Annotated in this window: 11 protein-coding genes; 9 read left to right on the top strand and 2 right to left on the bottom strand. The window is 71.6% G+C overall.

Going from position 1 to position 12,377, the window contains the following annotated elements:
* Positions 1 to 124 precede the first annotated feature (124 nt).
* The gene (locus tag ABTZ17_RS33645) at positions 125 to 700 is read right to left on the bottom strand and encodes a vitamin K epoxide reductase family protein (protein WP_352199601.1); all 576 of its coding nucleotides are present in this window, start codon (positions 698 to 700) and stop codon (positions 125 to 127) included.
* Between the two features lie 152 nt (positions 701 to 852).
* Here ABTZ17_RS33645 and ABTZ17_RS33650 point away from each other — a divergent pair, with 152 nt between their 5' ends.
* The gene (locus ABTZ17_RS33650; protein ID WP_352199602.1) at positions 853 to 2,013 is read left to right on the top strand and encodes a sensor histidine kinase; all 1,161 of its coding nucleotides are present in this window, start codon (positions 853 to 855) and stop codon (positions 2,011 to 2,013) included.
* Between the two features lie 89 nt (positions 2,014 to 2,102).
* On the opposite strand, the gene ABTZ17_RS33655 is transcribed toward ABTZ17_RS33650, so the two are convergent.
* On the bottom strand, positions 2,103 to 3,152 hold the full coding sequence (locus tag ABTZ17_RS33655; RefSeq protein ID WP_352199603.1) for a rod shape-determining protein: 1,050 nt from the start codon (positions 3,150 to 3,152) through the stop codon (positions 2,103 to 2,105).
* 118 nt (positions 3,153 to 3,270) lie between these two features.
* On the opposite strand from ABTZ17_RS33655, the gene folC reads away from it, so the two are divergent.
* The 8 genes from folC (at position 3,271) to rodA (ending at position 12,188) form a co-directional block, all read left to right on the top strand.
* Positions 3,271 to 4,773 (top strand): bifunctional tetrahydrofolate synthase/dihydrofolate synthase, encoded by a 1,503-nt coding sequence (gene folC, locus ABTZ17_RS33660; RefSeq protein ID WP_352199604.1) that lies wholly within the window; start codon positions 3,271 to 3,273, stop codon positions 4,771 to 4,773.
* Between the two features lie 4 nt (positions 4,774 to 4,777).
* On the top strand, positions 4,778 to 5,140 hold the full coding sequence (locus tag ABTZ17_RS33665; protein ID WP_352199605.1) for a DUF4233 domain-containing protein: 363 nt from the start codon (positions 4,778 to 4,780) through the stop codon (positions 5,138 to 5,140).
* Positions 5,141 to 5,249: 109 nt separating this feature from the next.
* Positions 5,250 to 5,663: a nucleoside-diphosphate kinase gene (gene ndk / locus ABTZ17_RS33670; RefSeq protein WP_352199606.1), complete on the top strand. Its 414-nt coding sequence runs from the start codon at positions 5,250 to 5,252 to the stop codon at positions 5,661 to 5,663.
* Between the two features lie 284 nt (positions 5,664 to 5,947).
* Positions 5,948 to 6,967 (top strand): rod shape-determining protein, encoded by a 1,020-nt coding sequence (locus tag ABTZ17_RS33675; protein WP_125647420.1) that lies wholly within the window; start codon positions 5,948 to 5,950, stop codon positions 6,965 to 6,967.
* A gap of 142 nt (positions 6,968 to 7,109) precedes the next feature.
* The gene (gene mreC, locus ABTZ17_RS33680) at positions 7,110 to 8,093 is read left to right on the top strand and encodes a rod shape-determining protein MreC (protein ID WP_352199607.1); all 984 of its coding nucleotides are present in this window, start codon (positions 7,110 to 7,112) and stop codon (positions 8,091 to 8,093) included.
* A gap of 9 nt (positions 8,094 to 8,102) precedes the next feature.
* Positions 8,103 to 8,798, top strand: a complete 696-nt coding sequence (mreD, locus tag ABTZ17_RS33685) for a rod shape-determining protein MreD (protein ID WP_352199608.1) — start codon at positions 8,103 to 8,105, stop codon at positions 8,796 to 8,798.
* Between the two features lie 13 nt (positions 8,799 to 8,811).
* The gene (gene mrdA, locus ABTZ17_RS33690; RefSeq protein WP_352199609.1) at positions 8,812 to 10,992 is read left to right on the top strand and encodes a penicillin-binding protein 2; all 2,181 of its coding nucleotides are present in this window, start codon (positions 8,812 to 8,814) and stop codon (positions 10,990 to 10,992) included.
* Positions 10,989 to 12,188: a rod shape-determining protein RodA gene (rodA, locus tag ABTZ17_RS33695; protein ID WP_352199610.1), complete on the top strand. Its 1,200-nt coding sequence runs from the start codon at positions 10,989 to 10,991 to the stop codon at positions 12,186 to 12,188. Before mrdA ends, rodA begins: the two co-directional genes overlap by 4 nt.
* Positions 12,189 to 12,377 lie beyond the last annotated feature (189 nt).

The following is a 12,377-nucleotide window of genomic DNA, read 5'->3' on the forward strand; positions in this document are numbered from 1 at the left end:
TGACCCCCGGCCCGCCCGGGAACGGCCCCCGCACCGATCGGTGCGGGGGCCGTTCCCGTGCGGGCGGTCACCCGGGATCGCCGGGGTGTTCCGCGGTCGGGGGGCGGCGGGCGCCGCCGGCGGCTCAGCCGAAGCGGGCCACCGTCAGGGCGGTCATCACCGCGTACACGGCCAGGGGCACCAGCCAGTGGGGGAGGGCCGCCAGCGCGCGGGGCAGCGGCAGCACGTGTCGGGTGACGTACCAGAACAGCGGGACCACCACCGCCCAGACGACCATGCACCAGGGGCACAGGGCCCCGATCACGTACAGGCACTGGGCGAAGAGCCACAGCACGAAGAGGAAGGCCGCGCTCACCCCGGCCTGGACCAGCAGCCACAGCGGGCGGGCGAACTCCGCCCCCGCGAGCAGGGCCAGCCCCAGCGCGGCCAGGGCGGAGAACCCTGCGAGGCCCAGCAGCATGTTGGGGAAGCCGAGGAGGTTGCCCTGCCAGGTGGTCATCACGTCCCCGCAGCTGAACAGCGCGTCGACGTTGCACCCCGGGGTGAAGAACGGGTCCTCCAGCGTCCTGATCCGGTCGTACGTCAGCACCCCCGAGGCCACCGCGCCCGTCAGCCCGCCCAGGAGCATCAGCAGCGCCGGCCCGGGGCCGTCGGCACGGCGGAGGGGCACGGGCCGGGTCAGCGGGGTCCAGGTGCTCATCCGCCGACGCTAACGTTCCGTGCCGGGCCCGGAACAGGGCGGAAAGCACCGGGCGGTACGGGACCAAAGGCCCCTGCACAAGTGCCGTAAATCACCCCTTCCGGGCGGGATCGGCGGCCGTTCCGGCCCCGCGACCTTGGATGATGGAGGGCATGCCCGCCCTGCCCGTCCCCGCCCCGCTGCGGCGGACGGCTGCCCGGGCGGCCGACGTCCTCCGGCGGGCTGCGGAGCGCTGCCAGGGCTCCCCGCGCATCCTCGACCTGCTCGCGGCCCTGAGCTGTCTGGCCCTGATGGGCCTGGACCTGCCGGGTCTGGCCTCGGCGGACAACTCCCTCAACGGCCTCACCGCCGCCCTGGTCCTCGCGGCGGGCGCGGGCACCCTGCTGCTCCGGCGGCGACTTCCCTGGGTGCCGTACCTGACGGCCCTGCTCTTCATCGGCTGGCTGCACGAGCTGACCCTGATCCAGTTCGCCCTGTACTCGCTGGGCCGTTTCCGCGGCCGTCGGGCGGCGGTCCTGGCCGTTGCCGGATACCTGCTCTACGCGCTGCTGCTGTTCCACCTGCCGGGCTGGCCCGCGATGCGGGCCGAGACCTTCAGCGGGTTCCTGGGGCTGGTGGTCCCGATCGGGGTGCTGGCGGCGGCCGTGGGCATCGCGGCCTTCCGGCAGGACCTCGTCCGCGAGCTCGACGCGCGCCGCTCCCAGGACGCCGTGCACAGCGCCGTCGAGGCGGAGCGCACCTCGGTGGCCCGGGACGTGCACGATTTCGTCGGCCGGGAGCTGACCCTGCTGACGGTGCGCTCCGAGGTGCTGGCGGTACGGGCCCGGGGCAAGCCGTACGAGAAGGACTTCGACGAGCTGGCCGAGACGGCGCGCCGCGCCCACCTCGTCCTCAACGACATCATCGTGCACCGCGGGGAGCGGGCGGCCACCCCCGGCGTGGAGGGGCTGCCGGGGCTGGCGGAGGAGAGCGGCCGGGCCGGATCCCCGGTGCGGCTGAGCGTGGACCCGGCGGTGGCGGAGCTCTCGCCGCTGCGGCAGGCGGCGGTCTACCGGGTGGTGCAGGAGTGCCTGACCAACGCCGCCAAGCACGCGCCGGGCGAGGTCATCGAGGTGGCCATCGCCGCGGAGGGGCCGCGGCTGCGGATCACCGTCAGCAACGCCCTGCCCGAGCGGCTGCCCCGGCGGGCGCCGGTCTCGGCGGGTTCGGGCACGGCCAGCATGGCGGAGCGGGTCCGCGGGCTGGGCGGCACCCTCACCGCGGTCCGCTGTCCGGAGGGCTACCGGGTGGAGGCCACCCTGCCGCGGGGCTGAGCCCCGCGACAGGGTCCCGGACGGCGGCACCGGGCGCGTCCGGCACGGGGCGGTTCGCGTCCCGGACCGGTCGCGGTGCCGGGCCGGTGTCAGTACCGGGCGGGGGCGAGCAGCTTCCCGAGGGTGTCCAGGTCCTCCACGCACTTGCCCGAGCCCAGGGCCACGCAGTCGAGCGGCGCGTCCGCCACGAAGACCGGGATGCCGGTGGCGGAGGCCAGGCGCAGGTCGAGTCCGGGCAGCAGGGCCCCGCCGCCGGTCAGTACGATCCCGTGCTCCATCACGTCGCCCGAGAGCTCCGGCGGGCACTCCTCCAGGGTGGTGCGGACGGCCGCGATGACCGCCTCCACCGGCTCGTCCAGGGCGGCGCGCACGTCCCGGGCGGTGAGCACCAGGGTCTGCGGCATCCCCGAGACCTTCTCCCGGCCGCGCACGGTGAAGGTGCGGTCCTCCAGCTCGGGCCGGTCCGGCACGGGCCAGGCCGAGCCGATGGCCACCTTCACGTCCTCGGCGGTGCGCTCCCCGATGAGGAGGGCGTGCTCCTTGCGGACCCAGTCCGTGATGGCCTGGTCCAGGCGGTCCCCGCCGACCCGCAGGGACTGCGAGGTGACGATCCCGCCCAGGGAGATCACGGCCACCTCGGTGGTGCCCCCGCCGATGTCCACGACCATGGAGCCGCGCGGGTCGGAGACCGGCAGTCCGGCCCCGATGGCCGCCGCCATGGGTTCCTCGATCAGGTGCACCTGCTTGGCCCCGGCCCGGGTGGAGGCGTGCACGATCGCCCGCCGCTCCACCGGGGTCACCCCGGAGGGCACGCACACCACCATCCGGGTGCGGGTCCGGCGGCCCGGCACGGCCTTGCGGACGAAGTGCCGGATCATCTCCTCGGCGGCCTCGTAGTCGCAGATCACCCCGTCCTTCAGCGGACGGATCGCGGTGATCGAACCGGGGGTGCGGCCGATGGTCTCCTTCGCCTCGGCGCCCACCGCCAGGGCCGTGGTGCTGCCCGCCTTGACCGCGACCACGGACGGCTCATTGAGGACGATTCCGTGCCCGCGGGCGTAGACCAGGGTGTTCGCGGTCCCCAGGTCGATCCCTATGTCGCGGCTCGAAGCCGTCTTGTTGCTGCTGGCCTGCGGCATTTGCTCCCCTATCTCCCTGCCCGCAAGGCTTGCATGACGATCCGCGCGCGATTTCCGCCGAAGGTCCTGAAAAGGGCGGGCCGAAAGTCCTTCCGCTCCCCGTCCGTAGACTGGCCCCGTGAGTGAGCAGCAGCCCGAGAGCGACGACCGGTTCGAAGAGATCATCGACGCGGAGACCGGCCGCGACCCCGACCTGGCGGTCATCGAGGCGGGCAGCCGTACCCTGCGCGCCCAGGCCGGACCGCCCCAGGGCGACCCGGTCCCGGCCCGTCCCGAGGACCCCGAGGTGGCGCGCGCCCTGCGCGAGGTCGAGGAGGAGCTGGCGGGCCGCTGGGGCGAGACCAAGCTGGACCCCTCGGTCTCCCGGATCGCGGCCCTGATGGACGTGCTCGGTGAACCGCAGCGCGCCTACCCCTCCCTGCACGTCACCGGCACCAACGGCAAGACCAGCACCGCCCGCATGATCGAGGCCCTGCTGAACGCCTTCGAACTGCGCACCGGCCGCTACACCAGCCCGCACGTGCAGTCGGTGACCGAGCGCATCAGCCTGGACGGGCAGCCCATCTCGGCCGAGCGCTTCGTCGAGACGTACCAGGACGTCAAGCCGTACGTGGAGATGGTCGACGCCGCCGAGGACTACCGGCTGTCCTTCTTCGAGGTGCTCACCGGAATGGCCTACGCGGCCTTCGCGGACGCCCCGGTGGACGCGGCCGTGGTCGAGGTCGGCATGGGCGGCACCTGGGACGCGACGAACGTCATCGACGGTTCGGTCGCCGTGATCACCCCGATCAGCCTGGACCACACCGACCGGCTCGGCTCCACCCCCGGCGAGATCGCCCAGGAGAAGGGCGGCATCATCAAGCCCGGCGCCACCGTCATCCTGGCCCAGCAGCCGGTGGACGCCGCCCAGGTGCTCCTGAAGAAGGCCGTGGAGGTGGACGCCACGGTGGCCCGCGAGGGCATGGAGTTCGGGGTGGTCTCCCGCGAGGTCGCCGTCGGCGGCCAGCACCTGACCCTGCGCGGCCTCGGCGGCGAGTACGAGGACCTGTTCCTTCCGCTGTACGGCGCCCACATGGCGCACAACGCGGCCGTGGCCCTGGCCGCGGTGGAGGCGTTCTTCGGGATCGGCGCCCAGCACGCCCGCCCGCTGGACGTGGACACCGTGCGCAAGGCCTTCGCCTCGGTGACCTCGCCGGGCCGCATGGAGGTCGTCCGGCGCAGCCCCACGGTCGTCCTGGACGCCGCCCACAACCCGGCCGGTGCCGCCGTGACGGCCGAGGCGATCACCGAGTCCTTCGGCTTCAGCCGACTGGTCGGCGTGGTCGCCGCGAGCGAGGGCAAGGACGTCCGGGGCGTCCTCGAAGCCTTCGAACCCATCTTCGCCGAGGTGGTGGTCACGGAGAACTCCAGCCACCGCGCCCTGTCCGCGGACGAGCTGGCCTCGGTGGCCGTGGAGGTGTTCGGCGCCGACCGCGTACAGGTCGAGCCCCGCCTCGACGACGCCCTGGAGGCGGCCATTACCCTGGCCGAGGAAGAGGCGGAATACGGGGGGGCCGGGGTCCTGGTGACCGGCTCCGTGATCACGGTGGGCGAGGCGCGCCTGCTGTTGAGGAGGGTCTGATCCTGTGCGGATGCTGTGTTCCTCGACGCTGATCGGTGAATTCTTCATCATCGGCTTCGCGGCTCTGGTCGCCATGAAGGGAGACATCTCCCTCGCGCTGCTGTGGTCCGTCAGCGGCGTCGGGATGCTGCTCTCGCTGCTGCTGTGCGGGATGCTCTCCCGCCCGGCCGCCGTGCCCGTCGGCTGGGTGCTCCAGATCGGTCTGGTGCTGAGCGGTTTCGTCGTCCCGATGATGTTCTTCCTCGGCGCGGTCTTCGCCGGCCTGTGGTGGGCCTCCATCCACTACGGCCGCCGGATCGACGAGGCCAAGGCCCGCTGGGCCGCACTGGCCGCCGCCGAGAACGGCGGGGCCCCCTCCGGGGCCTGAGCGCCACCCGCGACACCCGCCCGCCCCCCTGCCCCGGCCCCCGCCGGCGGCCGGGGGGCGGGCCTGTAGCCTCGTACGACCGCACCCGTTTGCCGCAAGGAGCCACACCATGAGCCAGCGCACTCTCGTCATCCTCAAGCCCGACGCCGTCCGGCGCGGCCTGATCGGCGAGGTCATCGGCCGCATCGAGCGGAAGGCCGGCTGGACCGTCCCCGCGATGGAGCTGCGCACCCTGGACCAGGAGACCCTGGAGGCCCACTACGGCGAGCACAAGGGCAAGCCGTTCTACGAGCCCCTGATGGGTTTCATGTCCTCCGGTCCGGTCGTGGTGCTGGTGGTCGAGGGCGAGCGGGTCATCGAGGGCGTCCGGCAGCTGGCGGGCCCGACCGACCCGATCGCCGCCGCGCCCGGCTCCATCCGGGGTGATTTCGGCTCCATCACCCGGGAGAACCTGATCCACGCCTCCGATTCGGAGGAGTCCGCCGAGCGCGAGCTGAAGCTGTTCTTCCCGGGCCTGTCCTGACATCGGGTCAGCCGAATAGCGCTCATCCCCTGGGGCGACCGAAGTAATTTCGGTCGCCCTTCGGTATAGGCGGGCGACAGCGGGAACGCCTGACCGGGAGACGTCGTCACCACCAAGGGGGCGGGCATCCGTTCCGGCGGGAAAGCCGGAGTCCCGTCGCGCAATGTCCGTACCTGCGGCACTACGATGGGGCCTCCACCCACACACCCACTCGCCGACTCCTGACAGCAGCCGCTATCAACCGGGAAGGCCAGACGCTCCTCATGGGGAACAAGGGGAACTCAATGTCGTTCATCGGCCGTGACATGGCTGTCGACCTCGGGACCGCCAACACGCTGGTGTACGTGAGGGGCCGGGGGATCGTGCTGAACGAGCCTTCCGTCGTCGCCATCAACACGAACACCGGCGGCATTCTCGCGGTCGGCTCCGAGGCGAAGAAGATGATCGGCCGGACGCCCGGCAACATCGTCGCCGTACGACCGCTCAAGGACGGCGTCATCGCCGACTTCGAGATCACCGAGCGGATGCTCCGGTACTTCATCCTCAAGATCCACAAGCGCCGCTACCTGGCCCGCCCGCGGGTCGTGGTCTGCGTGCCCTCCGGCATCACCGGCGTCGAGCGCCGCGCCGTCATCGAGGCGTCCACCCAGGCGGGCGCCCGCCAGGTGCACATCATCGAAGAGCCCATGGCCGCCGCCATCGGCTCGGGCCTGCCCGTCCACGAGGCCACCGGCAACATGGTCGTGGACATCGGCGGCGGCACCACCGAGGTCGCCGTCATCTCCCTCGGCGGAATCGTCACCGCGCAGTCCATCCGGGTCGCCGGCGACGAGCTGGACAACGCGATCATCCAGCACATCAAGAAGGAGTACAGCCTCCTCCTCGGCGAGCGCACCGCCGAACAGATCAAGATCACCATCGGTTCGGCCTACGACCTCGACAAGGACGAGCACACCGAGATCCGCGGCCGCGACCTGGTCTCCGGCCTCCCCAAGACCGTGGTCATCTCGGCCGCCGAGGTCCGCAAGGCCATCGAGGAGCCGGTCAACGCCATCGTGGACGCGGTGAAGACCACTCTCGACAAGTGCCCGCCGGAGCTCTCCGGCGACATCATGGACCGCGGCATCGTCCTCACCGGCGGCGGCGCCCTGCTCCGCGGCCTCGACGAGCGGCTGCGCCGCGAGACCGGCATGCCCATCCACATCGCCGAGGACCCCCTCGATTCGGTCGCCCTCGGCTCGGGCAAGTGCGTCGAGGAGTTCGAGGCCCTCCAGCAGGTCCTGGACGCCCAGCCGCGGCGCTGACCGGAACTCCCCCGCGGGGGACGGAGCGGAACACACAGATCCGCCGTACGGGTGCTACCGGGCCCGTACGGCGGATCGTTGATATACAGGCAAGACCGGTGCAAGCACCGGGTCCACGAGAAGGAAGGCACGGCCGCCGCACGTGAGGGACACACGAGAGAGCCGGCTCCTCCTGGTACTGCTGGTCGCCATCGCGTTCGCACTGATCACGGTGGACATCCGGGCAGGCGAGGATTCCCCGGTCGACGGTGCCCGGCACGCTGCCGCCGCCGTCTTCGGGCCGGTCGAGGAGGGCGTCGCCGACGCCGTCGACCCGGTCGCCAACGCCATAGGAGCCGTACGGGACTCCGGCAAGCGGCACACCCGCATCGCCGCCCTCGAACGCGAGAACGCCGCCCTCAAGGCCAAGCTCGGCAGCGACGACCGCAACCGCGCCCGGCTCCGCGAACTCGACGGCATGCTGAAGAAGGCCGGCGCCGGCCAGTACGGCATCAAGGGCGCCGAGGTCATCGCCATAGGAGCGGCCCAGGGCTTCTCCTGGACCGTCACCATCGACGCGGGCAGCAAGGACGGCATCCAGCGGGACATGACGGTCCTCAACGGCGACGGACTCGTCGGCCGCATCACCACCGTCGGCCCCACCACTTCCACCGTCCTCCTCGCCAACGACCCCGACTTCACCGTCGGCACCCGCCTGGAGAGCTCCGGCGAACTCGGCTTCGCCACCGGCCAGGGCGACCGCGCCCTCTCCGTGGAGATGCTCAACGGCCGCGCCAAGATCGCCCCCGGCGACCGGCTCGTGACCTTCGGCTCCCGCGGCAACAAGCCCTTCGTGCCCGGCGTCCCGCTCGGCGAGGTCATCCGCCTGGAACCCTCCCGCGGCGACCTCACCCGCACCGTCTGGCTGCGCCCGTACGTCGCCTTCTCCCGCCTCGACATCGTCGGCGTCGTCGTGATGCCGCCCCGCACCGACCCGCGGGACGCCGTACTGCCGCCCCGCCCCGAGAAGCCCAAGCCCGCCCCGACGGTCACCGTGACGGTCACGCCCTCGGCGAGCGCCCCCGCCGCCGGCGAGGTCGCCGCGGACGCCGCGCGGCCGGACGCCGCCCAGCCGGCCGACGACTAGGAGACCGTCATGCGCTTCAACCGGATCCTGCTCTCGTCGTCCCTGATCGTGGTCGCCCTCGTCGTCCAGGTCACCATCCTCGGACGGCTCCAGCTCCCCGGCGCCGTCCCGGACCTCGTCCTCCTCACCGTGGTCGCCCTCGCCCTCGTCTACGGACACGTCAGCGGCGCCCTCATCGGCTTCACCGCCGGACTCGTGGCCGACCTGGCACCCCCCGCCGACCACGCCGCCGGGCTCTACGCCCTGGTGCTGTGCCTCATCGGGTACGCGGCCGGACTGGTCCGGCCCGACACCGGCCGGTTCCGCTCCGCCTGGGGCCCCATGCTGACCGTGGTCGCCGCGGCCCTGTCCTCCACGCTCCTGTACGCGGGGGTCGGCGCCCTCGTCGGGGACACCACCGCCCGCCACGTCGGCCTCGGCGGACTCCTGTTCACCGCGGCCCTCTACGACCTGCTGCTGGCCCCCTTCACGGTGCCGCTCATCATGGCGCTGGCCCGCCGCGCCGAGAACGACCCGATGGCGGTCGAGGCCAACGGCGGCCCGCCCCAGGGCACCGACGTGTCCTCCGGCTGGCTCTCCGGCGGCACCGGACTGCGCATCGGCAGCCAGCGCGGCGGCCTGCGGCTGCGCACCGCCCGCAACCGCGCGGGACGCGCCGGACGCATAAAGGGCGTCAAGGGCGTGAAGAGCGTCAAGAAGCTGTGACGGGGGAACAGGCGTGACCAACATTCCGGAGACCGGCCGCACCCCCCGGGTGCAGATCCGGCTCGTCATCATCCAAGTCATCGTCTTCTCGATGCTGCTCACCCTCGGCGGGCGGCTCTGGTACCTCCAGATCCGCAACGGCGACGAGTACACCGACGAGGCGAAGAGCAACCACGTCCAGCGGGTCGTGCGGCCCGCCGTCCGGGGCTCCATTCTCGACGCCCGCGGCGTCCCCCTCGCCGACAACGAGACCCGCCTGGTCGTCTCCGCCGGCCGCACCGAGCTGATGAAGATGAAGGACAAGGGCAAGGCCGTCATGACCCGCCTCGCCGACGTCCTGGACATGACCCCCAAGGAGGTCATGGACAAGATCCGGCTCTGCGACTCCCAGACCCCCCGGCCCTGCTGGAACGGCTCCCCCTACCAGCCGATCCCGGTCACCCTGGAGGCCACCACCCAACAGGCCCTCCAGATCCGCGAACGCCCCGAGGACTTCCCCGGCATCACCGCCGAGCCCACCGCCGTCCGCCGCTACCCGGCCCCCGGCAAGGCCCGTACCGCCCAGGTGCTCGGCTACCTCTCCCCGGTCACCGACGAGGAGATCCAGAAGGCCAAGGACTCCGACTCCCCGCACCTGCGCTCCGACCAGGTGGGCCGCTCCGGCATCGAGCGCACCTACGACAAGCAGCTGCGCGGCAAGGCCGCCGTCACCTCCTACGAGGTCGACAACCTCGGCCGGGTCATGGGCCAGACCGAATCCGACCCGGGCGTCCCCGGCTCCACCCTCGTCACCAGCATCGACGCCCGGGTGCAGGCCGTCGCCGAGTACGAGCTGGCCGCCGCCATGAAGCAGGTCCGCGGCGAGACCGACAAGATCACCGGCCGCAAGTACGAGGCCGACTCCGGCGCCGTGGTGGTCATGGAGTCCCGCACCGGGCGCGTGGTGGCCATGGCCTCCCAGCCCGACTACGACCCCAACGCCTGGGTCGGCGGCATCTCCGCGACCGACTACTCCCGCCTGACCAGCGAGTCCTCCAACTACCCGCTGCTCAACCGCGCCATCCAGGGCCAGGCCCCGGCCGGCTCGGTCTTCAAGGTGGTGTCCGCGAGCGCCGCCGTCCGCGCCGGCTACGACTTCAACGACAAGTACGACTGCAGCGCCTCCTACAGCATGGGCAACCGCTCCTTCGCGAACTTCGAGTCCAAGGGACACGGCCCCATCACCCTCGGGGACGCCCTCAAGTACTCCTGCAACACCGTCTTCTACCGGCTCGGCCACCAGGAGTGGCAGCGCGACGGCGGAATGAAGCCCAAGAAGGACGCGCACGACTGGTTCTACAAGACCGCCCGCGACTTCGGCTTCGGCGCCGAGACCGGCATCGACGTCCCCAACGAGGTCCGCGGCCGCATCCCGGACCGCCAGTGGAAGAAGAGCTTCTGGGAGGCCAACAAGGACGGCTGGTGCAAGCAGGGCAAGAAGGGCGGCACGTACGTCGAGCAGATCGCGTACGAGAGCTGCCTGGAGGGCAACCAGCTCAAGGCCTTCGACAGCATCAACTTCTCCATCGGCCAGGGTGACGTCCTCATCACCCCGGTCCAGCTGGCCACCGCCTACTCCGCCATCAGCAACGGCGGCACCCTCTACAACCCGACCATCGGCAAGGCCGTGATCAGCCCCGACGGCAAGAGCGTCGACGAGATCGAGCCCAAGCCGCACGGCCGGCTCCCGGTCAGCGCCGCCACCATCAAGGACCTCGACAACGGTCTGCGCTCGGTGGTCGAGGCGGGCGGCACGGCGGCCTGGCGGTTCGGCGGCTGGCCGCAGGACAAGATCCCCATGCACGCCAAGACCGGTACCGCGCAGGTCTACGGCAAGCAGACCACCTCGTGGTTCGCGACGTACACCAAGGACTTCACGATCGTCATGACGATCTCCCAGGGCGGCACCGGCTCCGGCGCCTCCGGGCCCGCCGTGCGCAACATCTACGACGCGATCTACGGGCTCGACAAGGAGGGCAACCAGGACCTGAAGAAGGCCCTGCTGCCCCGCCCGCAGACCGGTCTCCCCAAGGTCGACAAGGACGGCTCCATCGACGCCCCCGAGATCAAGCCGTACGTGCCGGTGCCCGAGGCCCCGGACACCGGTCAGGCGGGGCCCCCCGGAGAGGTCTGGATGGGCGGGCGGACGCTGTGACCGGAGCCAACAACTTCTCGGTGTCCCGCTACGCGCCCGACCGCGGTCCGCTGGCCCGACTCACCGCCCGCGACTCGGTGCTGCGCCGGCTCGACTGGCCGATACTGCTGTCGGCGCTGGCCCTGTCCTTCATCGGCTCCCTGCTGGTGTGGTCGGCCACCCGCAACCGCACCGTCCTCAACCAGGGCGACCCGTACTACTTCCTCTTCCGGCACGCCCTCAACACCGGCATCGGCCTGGTGCTCATGGCGGGCACGGTCTGGCTGGGCCACCGCACCCTGCGCGGCGCGGTCCCGGTGCTGTACGGGCTCTCGCTGGTGCTCGTCCTCGCCGTCCTCACCCCGCTCGGCGCCACCATCAACGGCGCCCACGCGTGGATCGTGATCGGCGGCGGCTTCTCCCTCCAGCCCTCCGAGTTCTGCAAGATCACCATCATCCTGGGCATGGCCATGCTGCTGGCCGCCCGGGTGGACGCCGGGGACCTGGTCCACCCCGACCACCGCACCGTGGTCAAGGCCCTCTGCCTGGCCGCCGCCCCCATGGGCATCGTCATGCTGATGCCCGACCTCGGGTCCGTGATGGTGATGGTCGTGATCGTCCTCGGGGTGCTGCTGGCCTCCGGGGCCTCCAACCGGTGGGTGTTCGGCCTGCTGGGCTCCGGCGTCCTCGGAGCGGTCCTGATCTGGCAGCTCGGCGTCCTCGACGAGTACCAGATCAACCGCTTCGCCGCCTTCGCCAACCCGGAGCTGGACCCGGCGGGCGTCGGCTACAACACCAACCAGGCCCGCATCGCCATCGGCTCCGGCGGGCTCGTCGGCTCCGGCCTCTTCAAGGGCTCGCAGACCACCGGCCAGTTCGTGCCGGAGCAGCAGACCGACTTCGTCTTCACCGTGGCGGGGGAGGAGCTGGGCTTCCTCGGCGCCGGCCTGGTGCTCGTCCTCCTCGGCGTGGTGCTGTGGCGGGCCTGCCTGATCGCCCGCCAGACCACCGAGCTGTACGGGACGATCGTGGCGGCCGGGATCATCGCCTGGTTCGCCTTCCAGTCCTTCGAGAACATCGGCATGACCCTCGGCATCATGCCGGTGGCCGGCCTGCCCCTGCCCTTCGTCTCCTACGGCGGATCCTCGATGTTCGCCGTCTGGGTGGCCATCGGACTCCTCCAATCGATCAAGGTGGAACGGCCCCTGTCGGCCTAGGCGGACCCGCTCCGGACGCGCCGCGGCCCCCTCCCAGAACACCCAGTGGAAGCGGCCGCAGTGGGTGAGGGGCGTGAGGTTCTCGCCGCGTCCAGTGCCGATGGCGGTGCCGCCGAGCAGGGCGAAGGCCACGTCGCTGCCGACCTGCACGGCGACCTCGTGGAGGGCCTCGTGGTCGGGTTCCAGGCC

Origin of the sequence: Streptomyces sp. NPDC097619 (genome assembly GCF_040302735.1) — a bacterium.
In the GTDB taxonomy this organism is placed as follows: Bacteria; Actinomycetota; Actinomycetes; order Streptomycetales; family Streptomycetaceae; genus Streptomyces.

Bases quoted from the DNA above. Each gene is read 5' to 3' on its own strand.
- ABTZ17_RS33675 (WP_125647420.1), top strand. From the start codon at position 5,948: ATGTCGTTCATCGGCCGTGACATGGCTGTCGACCTCGGGACCGCCAAC.
- ndk (WP_352199606.1), top strand. From the start codon at position 5,250: ATGAGCCAGCGCACTCTCGTCATCCTCAAGCCCGACGCCGTCCGGCGC.
- ABTZ17_RS33650 (WP_352199602.1), top strand. From the start codon at position 853: ATGCCCGCCCTGCCCGTCCCCGCCCCGCTGCGGCGGACGGCTGCCCGG.
- mreD (WP_352199608.1), top strand. From the start codon at position 8,103: ATGCGCTTCAACCGGATCCTGCTCTCGTCGTCCCTGATCGTGGTCGCC.
- ABTZ17_RS33645 (WP_352199601.1), bottom strand. From the start codon at position 700: ATGAGCACCTGGACCCCGCTGACCCGGCCCGTGCCCCTCCGCCGTGCC.
- ABTZ17_RS33655 (WP_352199603.1), bottom strand. From the start codon at position 3,152: ATGCCGCAGGCCAGCAGCAACAAGACGGCTTCGAGCCGCGACATAGGG.